Genomic DNA, 15,766 nt, shown 5'->3' on the forward strand with positions numbered 1-15,766 from the left:
GGTGAAAGAGGTCATCAGGTTGACGGGATCAGCGGATCTTGCAGAAACGCTCGTTGCCGTAACCGTCGATATAGGTGCCTGTCTGCGGATCGAAGCTGTCGTAACGGTCTTCGCAGAGCTGGTACCAGTCGCGCGTCCAGGGCTGGATGCGGTTCTGGCGGACCGGGCGATAGCCGTAATCCCCACCACTGTAATAGACCGGGCGCTGGCGATACTGCGGAACCTCTTCATAGGTCTGCACTTCGCGAGGCCCATCATTCGAGCCGGAAACGATCGCGCCGGCAATGACGCCTGCAGCAAGGCCGGCAACGCCGGCAGCGAGCATATCGTCGCCATGGCGGTCGCCCGCGGCGGCCGGAACTGCCTGTGCAGCCACAAGGAGGGCGCTCGAGACTGCAACAACCTTCAGAAACGTACGCATTTGTTTTTCCTTTCAGACCGGCCGAATTGATTTGCCGTGTTGACAGCGAATCTATGTCCGCCAGCCTGAACCGTGGCTGAACGGGCCATTCAGGAAGGCGTTCATCTGACATTTTCTCGTCGCGTGACATGCGGCCCGCGCCGTGTCATAGGGGCGGCAACTTGTTTTCAGCGCAGTTCCGCAGGAATCCGCATCGGATTTTTAAGGAACCGCCCCACCCGGACCGCCCCTCATGATTCGCATCGAAAATGTCAGCAAGTCGAACAGCAACCGCATTCTCTATATCGAGGCCTCCGCGGCCCTGAACCGCGGCGAGAAGATCGGTCTGGTCGGCCCGAACGGTGCGGGCAAGACAACCCTCTTCCGCATGATCACCGGCGAGGAACAGCCGGACGAAGGCCAGATCTCGACGGAAAAAGGCGTAACCATCGGCTATTTCGACCAGGATGTCGGCGAAATGTCCGGCCGCTCGGCGGTCGAGGAGGTCATGGCGGGTGCCGGGCCGGTGAGCGAGATCGCCGCCGAACTCCATGCGCTGGAAGCCGCCATGGTCGATCCGGATCGGCTCGATGAAATGGACCAGATTATCGAACGCTATGGCGAGGTTCAGGGCCGCTACGAGGAACTCGACGGCTACGGCCTCGAAAGCCGCGCCCGTGAAGTGCTGGCCGGCCTTTCGTTCAATCAGGAAATGATGGATGGCGACGTCGGCAAGCTCTCGGGCGGCTGGAAGATGCGCGTGGCACTCGCTCGCATTCTTCTGATGCGTCCCGATGTCATGCTGCTCGACGAACCGTCGAACCACCTTGATCTGGAAAGCCTGATCTGGCTGGAAAACTTCCTGAGAGGCTATGACGGCGCGCTGCTCATGACCTCGCACGACCGCGAATTCATGAACCGCATCGTCAACAAGATCATCGAGATCGATGCCGGCTCGCTGACCTCCTATTCCGGCGACTATGAATTCTACGAAGGCCAGCGCGCGCAGAACGAAAAGCAGCAGCAGGCGCAGTTCGAGCGCCAGCAGGCCATGCTCGCCAAGGAGCTGAAATTCATCGAGCGTTTCAAGGCCCGCGCCTCGCACGCCGCTCAGGTCCAGAGCCGAGTGAAGAAACTCGACAAGATCGAGCGCGTCGAGCCACCGCGCCGCCGCCAGACGGTCGCCTTCGACTTCCTGCCCGCCCCCCGCTCCGGCGATGACGTCGTCAACATCAAGGGCGTGCACAAGCAATATGGCTCGAAGATCATCTATGACGGCTTCGATTTCATGATCAAGCGCCGCGAGCGCTGGTGCATCATGGGCGTCAACGGCGCCGGCAAATCGACGCTCTTGAAACTCATCGCCGCAGATACCAAGCCGGATTCAGGCACGGTGACGATCGGCGCCAGCGTCAAGCTCGGCTATTTCGCCCAGCATGCCATGGACGTGCTGACCGGCGACCTCACCATCCTGCAATGGCTGGAAGAGCGCTTCCCCAAGGCGGGCCAGGCACCCTTACGCGCCCTCTCCGGCTGCTTCGGCTTCACCGGCGACGATGTCGAGAAGAAATGCCGTGTGCTTTCCGGCGGCGAAAAGGCCCGCCTCGTCATGGCCGCCATGCTCTTCGACCCGCCGAATTTCCTTGTCCTCGACGAGCCGACCAACCACCTCGACCTCGACACCAAGGAAATGCTGATCAAGGCGCTCCAGAGTTACGAAGGCACCATGCTCTTCGTCTCCCACGACCGCCACTTCCTGGCGGCGCTCTCCAACCGCGTGCTGGAACTGACGCCGGATGGCGTACATCGCTACGACGGCGGCTATACCGAATATGTCGAGCGCACGGGGCAGGAAGCGCCGGGGCTGCGGAGCTGACGAACCCAAGCCCGGAGGCCTGCCTTCTTGACATAAACGCGTAAAATACACATTTTACACAGAAGAAGGAGATCGCGTCATGGCAGATGCATTGCGAGTCCCGGCGACCAAATTTTCGCGCAGTTTCGCGCATTATCAGGATGAAGCACATTCCGCCGGCATCATTGAAGTAACGTCGCATGATCGCGTGATCGGCGGCTACCTCAGCGCCAAGGAACTCGAAAACTATCGACGTCTCAAGAGAAACGAGCGGGAAGTCGTCACGTTCAACGAATTCGACGACGACATGCTCGCGGACCTCAAGGCGGCCAAATGGGGCACCGTCTCCGAGTGAACCTGCCGGAACCCCTGCCCGGTCTCGTCATCCGCTACAACTATCTGTGGCGCAAGGATGAGCTGGAAGGATTTTCAGAAGGCGACAAGGACCGTCCTTGCGCCATCATATTGGCTTCCAGTAAAACCGGCAAAGTCACGGTGATACCGATCACGCATTCGCCACCTGAGCCAGGCGAAGAGCATCTTTCGATCGAAATTCCCGTCGAGATTTGCAGGCAGTGCGGTCTGGACGAGGACGGCAATTATGTTCGGCTGGGCGAAGCCAACAGGTTTATCTGGCCGGGCTCTCATATGCGCCCCTTACCCTCCGATCCTTCGAGAATGCACTATGGGATGCTTCCGAAGGAGTTCTTTGACAGCGTCCTGTCTCAGGTGATCGCCTTGGTCGAAAAGAGCAGGGTCAGCCTGACAAAGAGAGAGTAAATCTGACAACCAACCCATCAAAATTCCTGAAGCCCACATGACAAGTTCGGGGTTGTTCGACTCAGCGAACTGGCGCTCAATGGCAACGATCCGATAGTCGCCGCTGACCTTCATTGCACCACATTCGGGGTGCACCAGAAGCGCGATTTCAAAAGTTGCATGCCCTTACTTTTTCTGCATGACCGCGCCGTGCAAGCGATGCGCCGTCGGCGAAATGCTCCAGGACCCGCCCCCATGCTGCGCTATTTCGAAAATCTCATCATCCCCACCGCCCGCGAAACCCCCGGCAACCCGCCTGAAGGCATCCTGAGCTTCTACTGGTTCTTCATCCGTCAGGCGAAGGGCCTCTTCGTCATGCTGCTGGTGGCGAGCTTTCTGGTCGCCGTCACCGATGCGGCGATCCCGATCTTCATGGGACGGTTGGTCAAGGCGCTGACGACGAGCGCGCCGGAACTGGTGGTGGGCAACAGCCAGCATCTGGTGCTGAGCCTTGTTATCCTCGTTCTGGCGGTCAAGCCGCTGGTCATGGCCTTTCAGGCGCTGGTGCTGAACCAGGCGATCGCGCCGGGCATGACCAACCTTGTCCGCTGGCAGAGCCATTGGCACGTCATCCGCCAGAACCTCTCCTTCTTCCAGAACGATTTCGCCGGCCGCATCGGCTCGCGCGTGCTGGAAGTCGGCTTTGCGCTCAGAAACTCCGCCGTCTCTGTCATCTCCGTCGTCTGGTATCTGGCGGCCCTCGGTCTCGTCGGCGCGCTGTTTCTCGCGACCGCCAGCCTCTGGCTGGTCATACCGGTTCTCGGCTGGACGATCGCCTATATCGGCTTCCTCGCCTTCATCGTGCCGAAGATCCGCCGCGGCTCGCGCAACATCGCCTATGCGCGCTCCGACATGGTCGGCCGCATCGTCGACAGCTACACGAACATCATGACCGTCAAGCTCTTCGCCCGCGCCGAGGACGAGGATGCCTTCGTGCGCGAATCGGTCGATGTGCATACCGGACGCATGACGACCCAGCACCGCTGGCTCTCGCTCTTCGGCATCGGCCTGTCGCTGCTCTCCGGCCTGCTGATCGCCGGCACGGCGTCCATGGCCATCTGGCTCTGGTCGCAGGGCAAGGTCGGCATCGATATCGTCGCCATCGTGCTGCCGATGACGCTGCAGATCTCCAGCATTTCGTCGCGCGTCGCGCTGGAAATCTCGACCATCTTCGAACAGCTCGGCACCGTGCATGAAAGCATGGAGACGATCGCCCAGCCGATCGGCCTCACGGACAAGCCGAATGCCAAGCCGCTCACCGTCAAGCAGGGCGGCATCCGCTTCGACAACATCTCCTTCCACTATGGCCGCAAGGGCGGGATCATCGAGAACCTGACGCTCGACATCAAGCCAGGCGAGCGCATAGGCCTTGTCGGCCGCTCGGGCGCCGGCAAGTCGACCCTCGTCAACCTGCTGCTCCGCTTCTACGATCTCGAATCCGGCCGCATCCTCATCGACGGCCAGAACATCGCCGATGCGACGCAGGAAAGCATCCGCCGGCATGTCTCGGTGGTCACGCAGGACACATCGCTGCTCCACCGCTCGATCCACGAAAACATCGCCTATGGCCGCAGCGATGCGACCCGCGCGCAGGTCATCGCGGCCGCCGAGCAGGCCCATGCGGTGGAATTCATCGAGCACCTGACCGACTGGAACGGCTTGCAGGGCTTCGACGCCCATGTCGGCGAACGCGGCGTCAAGCTCTCCGGCGGCCAGCGCCAGCGTATCGCAATCGCCCGCGTGATCCTGAAAAACGCGCCGATTCTGATCCTCGATGAGGCGACGAGCGCGCTCGACTCCGAAGTCGAATCCGCCATCCAGTCTAGCCTCGAAAACCTCATGCAGGATCGCACCGTCATCGCCATCGCCCACCGCCTGTCGACCATTGCGGCCATGGATCGACTCGTGGTGCTGGATCGCGGGCAGATCGTCGAACAGGGCACGCATCACGAATTGCTGGCGCTCGGCGGGCACTATGCCCGGCTCTGGGACCGGCAGTCCGGCGGCTTCCTTGATCCGGAAGGTTGAGGCAATAGCGATAGGCTGTTGTATGAGGCCGCTCCTCCGGGGCGGCCTTTTGATTTACGGCCGTGTCCGATCGCGCCGCTCCGACGACGGCTCAACCAGCACGGCTCCCCAACAGCGGCTCCGCATGCATCTCTGCAATTTCCCCTTGCGCGCCCGCTGAAATCACAGATAGAAATTCGCCGAGCGGATCACTTCGATGATCTCATTAATTGCATTAGATAAAGACGAATGATCCGGCACAAGCATGGCCTCAACTGACAGCAATCCCCTCCTTCCCGTTCTCGCCTCCGCACGCAGGAAGCTTCTGGAAACGGGCACACGCAACCGCCTGGTTCACGTCAATCGCGAGAACAAGCGTTCCAACAGTCTCAACATCGTCAACGAGCAGACGGAAGAGGTCTATCGCCTCCTGCGCATGGACGGCCGGCGCATGCACTTCAAGGCGATGGGCAAGGACCGGCCGAACAAGGAGGATGACGACGGTCCGAAACTGGTCGAATACGTCGCCGAAACCGACATATCCGAAGACCGCATGCGCGACGATGTGCTTGAAACGCCGCTGGGTCCCGAAGCGCTGGCGCGCCGGATTCTTCGCATGGCCACGGACGCCAAGACCGCCGAGGAGGAGCAAGGCCTCAACATTCTCTTTGTCGCGATGGGTTTCCTGAGGTGGAAGGAAGATCCCAAGTCTGAGGTGGTGCGCGAGGCGCCGCTGATCCTGCTGCCGGTGGAATTCATCCGCAACGAGCGCAAATCCACCTATGACCTGAAGGCGCGCGACGAAGACATCACCACCAACCTGCCTTTGAAGGAACGCCTCAGACAGGATTTCGGCATCGTCCTGCCGGAGATCGATGAGGAAGAGGAGTGGTCCCCGGCCGTCTATCTTGATGCGGTCGCCGAGGCGGTGTCCGGGCAGGCCGGCTGGTCGCTCGACCGCGACGGGATCCAGCTCGGCTTCTTCTCCTTCGCCAAGCTCCTGATGCATCACGATCTCGACCTCGAGAACTGGCCGGAAGGCACATTCGATGATCACCCTCTTCTCCAGGGGCTGCTGCTGCGCGGGTTTGAATATCAGGAACCGATTTTTCCCGATGGCGCCAGGCTCGACGAGCATCTGGCGCCAGCAGACATCATCCAGGTCGTGGATGCCGACGCCTCGCAAACCAAGGTCATCGAGGAGGTTCGGCGCGGTCTCGACATGGTGGTGCAGGGGCCGCCCGGCACCGGCAAGTCGCAGACCATCACCAATATCCTGGCTGCGGCCGCACATGACGGCAAGACCGTGCTGTTCGTCGCGGAGAAGATGGCGGCGCTTTCCGTCGTGCATGCACGACTTCTCAAAGCCGGGCTGCGCGACATGTGCCTTGAACTTCATTCGCGCACAGCCAACAAGAAGGCCGTCGCCCAGGAACTGGGGCGCACCTTGAGCATGAGCGGACGGCCGACACCGCCCATTGCCGATCCCGTTCGCCTGAAGGACGTGCGCGATAACCTGAACCGGATCGCAGCCGAGCTGCACGCGCCGGTCAATCAGGCGGGCGACACCGCCTTCGAGGCATTATCCGCGATCATCGGCTTCCTCAACGCCGGCTCTCGGCCGCCTTCCATTCCCTTGCAGGGGCTTGAGAAGGCGGGGCGGGCAGACCGAGACCTTGCTGCGCAGGCAATCCGGACGCTCTTGCAAGCCCTGGAAGAAGCGGGGCCGCCGGAGCGCCATCCTTTCAAGGCCGTTCGTGAACTCAATCTGCAGCCAACCGACAGGGAGAGGCTGAAAATCGAACTCGCCGCCGCCGGGGAGGCAATCGAAGGTCTGCTGACCGAAGCAGCCCGCATCGCCGACATCGTGTCGGCGCCGGCACCGCGCACACTGGCGGAAATCGGGAAGCTCGCCGACGGGCTCGCGGCATTTGCCGGCGCACCACAAAACATGCCGCGCGACATCGCGCCCCTCTTTGCGGTGGCGCACGAACCCCGGCTGGTCGAGGCTTTGGACGCCGGAACCGCATGGCAGGACGCACACAATGCGGCGCGATCGATCTTCTCGGAGGCGGCATGGTCGATGAATACGGCGCCCATGCGGGCTGCCATCGTCGCCGGAAAGGCATCGTTCCTGAAGCGCTGGTTCGGCCCCTACAAGCGCATCTGCGTGGAGCTGGCAAGCGTCCTCGCAGTGCCTCTGCCCAAAGACCCCGGTGCGCGGCTTGCCCTAATCGATCAGCTGATGGGCGTGCAGGCTCTGCGAAAGGCGCTGGCCGCCGAGGAAGCCTGGCTTCAGTCCGCGCTGCAGGGCCATTGGCGCGGCGAGAAGACTCCCTTCGGTGAACTGATCACCCTATGCCGTTGGCTTGGGTCCGTGCGTGTTGCGGGCGGTTTCTCCAATGCAAGCCAGGTGACCGCCGCGCTTGAAAAACTCGGCAAACCGGCCGAAGCAGGCCAGACGCTTTTACAGCGTGCACAAAAGGTCCGCGTCGCCCTGGACGCGCTGGTGGACAGGCTGAAGCTCGATCTGGAGGTTCTGGCAGGCGAACAGGCGCTCGGCGAGATCAGACTGCCCGGCCTCGCCTCCAACCTCGCCAGCATGGCCGACAGGATGCCGACCTACCCGAGCTGGGTGGCGTTGCGGGCCGCCATTCGCGGAGCCAAATCGACCGGCGCCGGGGCTATCGCGGAGCACCTGCTGCGGGGCCAACTGCGTCCCGACGAGGCCGTCAACGAATTTCTTTATGCCTGCGCCGAAGCGCGATGGGCCGCCGCACGGCAGAGTTACCCCAATCTCGACCGGCTCCGCGATCTGGATCGCCACAGGCTGGCGGCGGAATTTGGCCAGCTGGAGCGCGATCGGATCAAGGAGACCCAAGGGCTGGTGCGCCTGCGGCACGGGGAGCGCATTCCGCGCGGAACGGCGGGCGAGATGGGCGTCATTCGCGGCGAGATCGGGCGACGGAAAGGCCACAAGCCGATCCGCTGGCTCATGAAGAATGCGGGATCCATGGTTCAGCGTATCAAGCCGATCATGCTGATGAGCCCCATATCCGTCGCGCAATACCTGCCGGCAGGGTCCGTGCAGTTCGATCTTCTGGTCATCGACGAGGCCTCGCAGATTCGCCCGGAAGACGCGCTTGGCTGCATCGCGCGCGCCAGGCAGGTCGTCGTTGTGGGCGACCAGCAGCAATTGCCGCCGACCTCCTTCTTCGACCGGATGGTTGATGATGACGACAATGATGAAGACGATGACGAAGGCGCTGCCGCATCCGCGTCCGACATGGAAAGCATCCTCACCCTCTTTGAGGCGCGCGGCGTCAACAAGCGGATGCTGTCATGGCACTATCGCTCGCGCGATCCCTCGCTGATCCGCGTCTCGAATGCCGAGTTCTATGACGATGGGCTCGTGCTGCCGCCCTCGCCGCTGCAGCTTGACGATGGTTACGGTCTCAAACTTCGTCGGGTCGCCGGCGTCTATGCGCCCAAAAACAGCGGCCTGGGGCGCGCCGGAACCAACAGGATCGAGGCCGAGGAAATCGCGCGCGCCGTCGCGGCGCATGCGCGCCGGCATCCCGATTTGTCGCTGGGCGTCGTTGCGTTCTCGAAAGCTCAATCGGACATGATCACCGAAGTGCTGGAAAATGCGCGCCGGACCGACAGCGTTCTCGACCGCTTTCTGCAGACGGGGGCATCGGAAGAATTCTTCGTCAAGAACATCGAGAACGTGCAGGGCGACGAACGCGACGTCATCATGATCTCTGTCGGCTATGGCCCGCAGGTTGCAGGTGGACGGCTCACCAGCATGGGCTTCGGCCCGATCAATGGCGAAGGCGGCGGCCGGCGCCTGAACGTGCTCTTCAGCCGTGCCCGCACACGATGCGAAGTCTTCACCTCATTCGACCCGGCGGATATTGATCCGGGCCGCGCCTCCCGCGACGGCCTGAGAATCCTCAAGCGCTTCCTCGACTTTGCCAAGACCGGGATCATGGACGAGAAATCCGCGACCGGGCTCGGCGCCGACAGCCCCTTCGAGGAGGATGTGGCAAAAGTCATCCGCTCTTTCGGCTTCGAGGCAGATCCGCAGGTCGGCACCAAGGGCTTCCGGCTCGACATCGGCGTGCGTCATCCAGACCGGCCGGCCCACTATATTCTCGCGGTCGAATGCGACGGCGCGGCCTACCATTCCGCGCTGTGGGCGCGCGAGCGCGACCGGCTGCGTCAGGAGGTTCTGGAGTCGCTCGGCTGGCGCTTCCACCGCATCTGGAGCACCGACTGGTTTCACCGGCGCGACCGGGAGATTGCACGGCTGCGCGACACATTGAACGATGCGCAGACGCAGTCACTCCAGGGCGTCACGGTCCGTAGCACCCGTGAGACGGCGTTTGCAGCCGGCGAAGATGAGGAACAGGTTGCGGGCGAGACCGGCGACTGGACGCTGGACCATCTGTCAATCAAGGCGGAGCCCTACAGGAAGGCGGAAATCCGCTTGAATTCTTCCGTGGATCCGCATGCAGCGCCTGTTCCGACGCTGGCGTCATTGGTCCGCCAGATCGTCGATATCGAAGGGCCGATCCATCTCGAGGAGGTCGGCAGACGAATCTCTGCGGCCTTCGGCAAGTCGAAGGCAGGAAGCAGGATCCAGACCGCGACGGATCAGGCTGTCGCCTTCGCGATCAGAACGAATTCGGACATCATGCTGATGGACCGTTTCGTTCTGACAAGGCAGCAGAGCGAGGATCCACCGGTGCGCGACCGCTCGGCCACCGAAGGCGCACCTTTGAAAGCCGAGTATCTCCCGCATATGGAACTCGAAGCCGCCGCGAGATTGATCTTGCGCGAAAGCGGCGCCATCTCGCGCGACGATCATATCCGGGCGATCGCCAAGCTCCTCGGTTATCAGCGCGTCGGGCCTGACCTCTCGGCGGCGATTGGAGCTGCCGTTGACGGGCTGACTGAAAATCTGCCGGCCGGCTGATCGGTTAGAGGGCGCCCGCCGCCCTCTTGCTCGCTCCGCCATCGCGACCTATCTTAAGCCCACCGCATAAAAGGAGCCGAACCGATGAACACGATGCCGAAGACCCCGCTTTCGCCCGTCTTTGCATCCATGTCCGAGGTTCGCCATGTCCGTCCGCTCCGTCTCCCCGACCATCACGCTTAACCGCCTTTGCGCCGCCGCGCCTGACGGTCACAGCCTTTTTACAAATCTCGATCTGAGCTTCGGGCTTGAGCGCACCGGACTTGTCGGCCGCAACGGCACCGGCAAGACGACTCTGCTCGATCTGATGGCGGGCATCCGTGAACCGGTCGCCGGATCGATCCATCGAAGCGGCACGATCGGCTATCTGCGCCAATGGCCGGAGATCGGCGAGAACGCCACCGTCGCCGAAGCGATCGGCCTCGCAAACCAACTCGACCTCTTCCGCCGCGGCCTGTCCGGCGAGGCGACGCTCGACGAGCTTGAAACCATCGACTGGACCATCGAGGCGGAGATGGAGGCAGCACTGGTCCGCCTCGGCCTTGCCGGTCTCGACCCCGATCGCCCGTTCAAGGCACTCAGCGGTGGCGAGCAAACCCGCGCGCGGCTTGCAGGTCTGCTGACACGGAAGCTGGATTTCCTGCTGATGGACGAGCCCACCAACCATCTCGACCGTGCCGGCCGCGACTTTATCGCCGAGATCGTCGCGAGCTTCAAAGGCGGCCTGCTCATTGTCAGCCACGACCGCGAACTGCTGGAGCGCATGGACCGTATCGTCGAAATCACCACGCTCGGCGTAATGGTCTGGGGCGGCAATTACAGCTTCTACCGGGCGGAAAAAACCCGTGCCACAGAGCGTGCCGAGGGCGAACTCGCCTCTGCCCGCCAGCACGCCGACCGCACTGCCCGCGACATCGACGCCGCCCGTCAGCGCAAGGAAAAACGCGATGCGGCCGGCAAAAAGGGCCGCGCCAGCGCCGGACAGCCGAAAATCCTGCTCGATGCTGCCAAGGAGCGCGCTGAAAGCTCCGCCGGTGGTCTTGGCCGCCTGGCATTGCGCCAGCAGGCCGAGGCGGAAGATCGCCTGACCTCGGCCAAGGACGCCGTCGAACGCACCCGCAAGCTCGATTTCCATGTCAGCGGCACGGAGCTTCCCGCCGGCAAGATCGTGCTGTCCATCGAAGAGCTGACCGGCGGACCGCCGCAAAATCCTCGGGTCATCGAAGCCTTTTCCCTTACTCTCACCGGCGCGGAACGCGTCGCGCTCGAAGGGCCGAACGGCGCGGGCAAGACCACGCTGCTCCGCCTGATCGCCGGTCAACTCGCCCCCACGGCGGGCCAAATCCGCTGCCCGGTCCGGTTCGCCTATCTCGACCAGGCGGCGGCGATCCTCGATTTCGGGGCCAGCCTGATCGACAATTTTCACCGCCTCAATCCCGGCGCGACCGACAACACGGCCTATGCGGCACTCGCCCGCTTCCATTTCCGCAACGAGGCAGCGCGGCTGACGCCGGCCATGCTTTCTGGCGGGGAGAGGCTGCGCGCCGCGCTCGCCTGCGCCATCGGCGGCGAGGACCCGGCCCAGCTTCTGCTTCTGGATGAACCGGTCAACCATCTCGACATCGAATCGGTCGAGGCGGTGGAAGATGCGTTGAACGCCTATCGCGGCGCCTTCATCGCCGTCAGCCATGACGCAGAATTTCTCCGCAGAATCGGCGCGACGCGGCGGATTTCCCTTGAAAAACCCGGCTGCGCCCTTAATTGAGAGCCCAAGGAACAAAAGCGGCACATGGAAGTTCTGTATCCGCAGAACTGACTTCTTGAAAGCTTCGCAATTTGGTGCGTATCATCCTCTTGCGATTGTGAATCGCAATGTGACGTGCTGTGTTTTTGGATAGAAAGGCAAACCTCTGACAACAGTACATATCAAGGGAACTGCCCCCCGCAGCCTCCCACGGAGCAAGGACACTGGCGTCGAAGCCGCCGCCCGCGCTCTTCAACTGGTGCTTGGCAGTCTCGAAGACTCCAAGGCCGAAGATATCGTCACCATCGACATTGCCGGGAAATCGGCGCTGGGAGACTACATGGTAGTCGTCTCCGGGCGATCGAACCGCCATGTCAGCGCCATCGCCGATCACCTCATCACCGATCTCAAGGACGAAGGCCTCGGATTTCCGCGGGTCGAAGGTCTCGAGACGGGCGATTGGGTCCTGATCGACACGGGCGACATTATCGTGCATGTGTTCCGTCCGGAAATCCGGGAGTTCTACAACATCGAAAAGATGTGGCAGGCTCCGGATATGGAAGACGGCAGGCTGCACTAAAAGCGGCGCGGATCGCGCCCCTTCGCAGCGCTGCACAGGGCGATGTGAGGTGGGTGCATGCGGGTTGGACTTTTCGCTGTGGGACGGCTCAAGGCCGGACCGGAGAAGGATCTTGCGGCGCGTTATCTCGACCGTTTCGCAAAGGCCGGTCCTGCCATCGGCCTTGAATTCTCCCGCGTTTTCGAAGTCCAGGAAAGCCGCCTGCCGCAGCCGGAAGGTCGCAAACGCGAAGAAGCCGCGATGCTTGAAAAGGCATTGCCGGACGGCTCTGTCCTTATTCTGCTCGACGAGCGCGGCAAGGCGCTGGGCTCGGAGGATTTCGCCAGCCTCATCGGCCGCTATCGCGACGACGGCAAGCGCGACCTGATGATCGCGATCGGCGGCGCGGACGGGCTCGATCCGGACCTCGTCTCCCGCGCGGACTCCCAAATCTGTTTCGGCAAGATGACCTGGCCGCACCAGCTGGTGCGCATCATGGCCGCCGAACAGCTCTACCGCGCCGTCACCATCCTGTCCGGCCACCCCTATCACCGGGCGTGACCGACTTCCGTCACAATCGACCTGCACAAGCTTGCCGAAGGGTTGGCTCTTTATGTTCTGCGGCGGATAAACGGGCCGGGAGCGACACAGGTCTCATGACAGCAAGACGGGCGACACGAGGAGCAGCAAAGGCGCGCCGCGCCGCGTCTCCGCTTGTTCTTCTGCCGGTCCTTGCTCTCGTTCTGGTCATGGCCCCGGTCGACATCCAGACGTCAGGCGCACAGGATGCGGCCACCGCGCCGAAGCAGGATCATCCGCCGGGCGATGCCGCAGCCGGCCAGCCCCCTGCACCCGCCGACCCGACCGCTGATCTCGCCGCCCGCCGCGAGGCGACGCGCCAGGAACTGGAAGCGCTTTCCAAAACGATCACCCTCTCCGATGAGCGTGTCGAGACGCTGAAGAAGGGGATCTCCGACCTCAAGCAGAACACGGCCGGGATCCGCGATGCGCTGGTCGTGTCCGCCACCCGCCGCAAGGAGCTGGAGACGAGGATCGCCGAGGGCGAGAAATCGCTGTCGAAGCTCAGGACCGAAGAAACGATCGCCAAGGCCTCGCTGCACGATCGACGCGGTCTGCTGGCCGAAGTGCTGGCCGCGCTGCAGCGCATGGGCCGCAACCCGCCGCCGGCGCTTCTTGTCACACCGGAAGATGCGCTATCCTCGGTCCGCAGCGCCATTCTGCTGGGCGCGGTCGTGCCCGGCATCCGCCACGAGACAGACAAGCTGGTCGCGGATCTCGCCAAACTCGCCGAAACGCGCAAGAAGATCGATGACGAAAGGGCTTCGCTTGCGACGCTGATGACCTCGAATCTCGAGGAACAGCGGCGCATGAACCTGCTGATCGCCGAAAACGAGAAAAGCGCCGCCGCATCGGAACAGCAGCTGGCGCAGGAGCGGGCAAAGTCGGAAGACCTGGCGAAGAAGGCGGCGACCCTTCAGGATCTGATCGGCTCGCTGGAAGACCAGATCGGCTCGGTGCGCGATGCGGCCGCCAAGGCGCAGGCCAATGCGGGCGCCACACCCGGCCAGATGCCGCCCGATAAAAACCGTATTGCGCCCGCATATGCCTTTGCCAAGTTGACCGGCAAACTGGTGCTTCCGGCAGCGGGCGACGTGGTGCGCAATTTCGGCGATCCGGACGGAACCGGACACGTCGCCTTGGGCCTCACGCTGGCAACCGCGCCGGGCGCTGTCGTCACCGCGCCGGCGGATGGCTGGGTGGTTTATGCCGGGCCTTTCCGCAGCTACGGCCAGATGGTCATCCTCAATCCCGGCGACGGATATCACGTCGTGATGTCGGGCATGGGGCGTGTTTCCGTCCGACCGGGCCAGTTCGTGGTGGCGGGCGAGCCTTTGGCGGTCATGGGTGAAAAAAGAGTGGCCAGTGCGGCTGCATTGGCGCTGGTCACGGACAGGCCAAGCATTTACATTGAATTCAGACAGAACGGCAAACCGGTTGATTCCCGTCCCTGGTGGACCGCTCCTCAGATTGGAAAGGCTCGCAATGATACGTAAGGCTTCACTTCTTGTCGCGGGTGCGCTGGCTGGCGCGACGGCGATGAGTGTCATCTATTCGGCAGGCGTTCCCGCCTCTGCCGCCGGCAACTCGACCTATAAGGAATTGTCGGTATTCGGCGATGTGTTCGAACGGGTTCGCGCCCAGTATGTGACGCCGCCGGATGACAAGAAGCTGATCGAAGCCGCCATCAATGGCATGCTCTCGTCGCTCGATCCGCATTCGAGCTTCATGAATGCCGAGCAGGCAGCCGACATGCGCACCCAGACCAAGGGTGAATTCGGCGGTCTCGGCATCGAAGTCACGATGGACAAGGATCTCGTCAAGGTCGTCACGCCGATCGAAGACACGCCCGCCGCCAAGGCCGGCATCCTCTCCGGCGACTATATTTCCAAGATCGATGGCACCGAGGTTCGCGGCTTGACGCTCAACCAGGCGGTCGAAAAGATGCGCGGCAAGGTCGGTGAGCCGATCAAGCTCGAAGTGATCCGCCAGGGCGCTGACAAGCCGCTCGAATTCACCGTCAAGCGCGACATCATCGCCGTTCAGGCGGTCAAGTATCGTGTCGAAGGCGATGTCGGCTATCTGCGCATCATTTCCTTCACCGAAAAGACCTTCGACGACCTGAAGAAGGCCATCGACAAGATCCAGGCCCAGGTGCCGGACGACAAGCTGAAGGGCTATGTGCTCGACCTTCGTCTCAACCCGGGTGGTCTGCTCGATCAGGCGATCGACGTCTCCGACGCCTTCCTCAACAAGGGCGAAATCGTCTCCACCCGTGGCCGCGATCCGAGCGAAACCCGCCGCTTCGACGCCACCGAAGGCGATCTCTCGCACGGCAAGCCGATCATCGTCCTGATCAACGGCGGCACGGCCTCCGCTTCGGAAATTGTCTCCGGCGCTCTGCAGGATCTCAAGCGTGCGACCATTCTCGGCACACGCTCCTTCGGCAAGGGCTCTGTCCAGACGATCATCCAGCTCGGCGACAACGGCGCGCTGCGCCTGACCACCGCGCTTTACTACACGCCGTCGGGCCGCTCGATCCAGGGCACTGGCATCACGCCGGACATCAAGGTTGAAGAACCGGTTCCGGATGATCTCAAGGGCAAGGTCGAGGTCGAGGGCGAATCGAGCCTCTCCGGCCATATCAAGGGCCAGAGCGAGACCACTGAAGGCTCCGGCTCCATCGCCTATGTGCCGCCGGATCCGAAGGACGACGTCCAGCTTCATTACGCGCTCGACCTGCTGCGCGGCGTGAAGACCGACCCGTCCTTCCCGCCGGACCCGACCAAGGTCACGATGGCCAAGTAATGCAGACTTGCCCG

Annotated in this window: 11 protein-coding genes; 10 read left to right on the forward strand and 1 reads right to left on the reverse strand. The window is 62.5% G+C overall.

The window, feature by feature from the left end:
* Window positions 1–28: 28 nt before the first annotated feature.
* Window positions 29–421: a BA14K family protein gene (locus tag LQK83_RS10405; RefSeq protein ID WP_230837349.1), complete on the reverse strand. Its 393-nt coding sequence runs from the start codon at window positions 419–421 to the stop codon at window positions 29–31.
* 232 nt (window positions 422–653) lie between these two features.
* Here LQK83_RS10405 and LQK83_RS10410 point away from each other — a divergent pair, with 232 nt between their 5' ends.
* From LQK83_RS10410 to LQK83_RS10455, 10 genes are all read left to right on the forward strand, one after another.
* Entirely contained in the window at window positions 654–2,276 is a 1,623-nt protein-coding gene (locus LQK83_RS10410; RefSeq protein ID WP_230837350.1) for an ABC-F family ATP-binding cassette domain-containing protein, read from the forward strand.
* A gap of 79 nt (window positions 2,277–2,355) precedes the next feature.
* Window positions 2,356–2,610 (forward strand): hypothetical protein, encoded by a 255-nt coding sequence (locus LQK83_RS10415; RefSeq protein ID WP_230837351.1) that lies wholly within the window; start codon window positions 2,356–2,358, stop codon window positions 2,608–2,610.
* Window positions 2,607–3,035 (forward strand): hypothetical protein, encoded by a 429-nt coding sequence (locus tag LQK83_RS10420; protein WP_230837352.1) that lies wholly within the window; start codon window positions 2,607–2,609, stop codon window positions 3,033–3,035. Before LQK83_RS10415 ends, LQK83_RS10420 begins: the two co-directional genes overlap by 4 nt.
* Window positions 3,036–3,269: 234 nt before the next feature.
* Window positions 3,270–5,102, forward strand: coding sequence for an ABC transporter ATP-binding protein (locus LQK83_RS10425; RefSeq protein ID WP_230837353.1), 1,833 nt, complete (start codon window positions 3,270–3,272; stop codon window positions 5,100–5,102).
* 244 nt (window positions 5,103–5,346) lie between these two features.
* Entirely contained in the window at window positions 5,347–10,062 is a 4,716-nt protein-coding gene (locus LQK83_RS10430; RefSeq protein ID WP_230837354.1) for a DUF3320 domain-containing protein, read from the forward strand.
* A 145-nt stretch (window positions 10,063–10,207) separates the two neighbouring features.
* Window positions 10,208–11,827, forward strand: coding sequence for an ABC-F family ATP-binding cassette domain-containing protein (locus LQK83_RS10435; protein ID WP_230837355.1), 1,620 nt, complete (start codon window positions 10,208–10,210; stop codon window positions 11,825–11,827).
* Window positions 11,828–11,972: 145 nt separating this feature from the next.
* Entirely contained in the window at window positions 11,973–12,386 is a 414-nt protein-coding gene (rsfS, locus tag LQK83_RS10440; protein ID WP_230837635.1) for a ribosome silencing factor, read from the forward strand.
* A 57-nt stretch (window positions 12,387–12,443) separates the two neighbouring features.
* Window positions 12,444–12,926: a 23S rRNA (pseudouridine(1915)-N(3))-methyltransferase RlmH gene (rlmH, locus tag LQK83_RS10445; protein ID WP_230837356.1), complete on the forward strand. Its 483-nt coding sequence runs from the start codon at window positions 12,444–12,446 to the stop codon at window positions 12,924–12,926.
* 188 nt (window positions 12,927–13,114) lie between these two features.
* Window positions 13,115–14,440 carry a murein hydrolase activator EnvC family protein gene (locus tag LQK83_RS10450; RefSeq protein WP_442966741.1) on the forward strand — a complete coding sequence of 442 codons (1,326 nt, stop codon included), beginning with the start codon at window positions 13,115–13,117 and terminating at the stop codon, window positions 14,438–14,440.
* On the forward strand, window positions 14,430–15,752 hold the full coding sequence (locus LQK83_RS10455; protein ID WP_230837358.1) for a S41 family peptidase: 1,323 nt from the start codon (window positions 14,430–14,432) through the stop codon (window positions 15,750–15,752). The genes LQK83_RS10450 and LQK83_RS10455 overlap by 11 nt, the downstream gene beginning before the upstream one ends.
* The last annotated feature ends 14 nt before the right edge of the window (window positions 15,753–15,766 follow it).

The sequence above is a fragment of the Rhizobium sp. C1 genome (genome assembly GCF_021026335.1).
In the GTDB taxonomy this organism is placed as follows: domain Bacteria; phylum Pseudomonadota; class Alphaproteobacteria; order Rhizobiales; family Rhizobiaceae; genus Ensifer_A.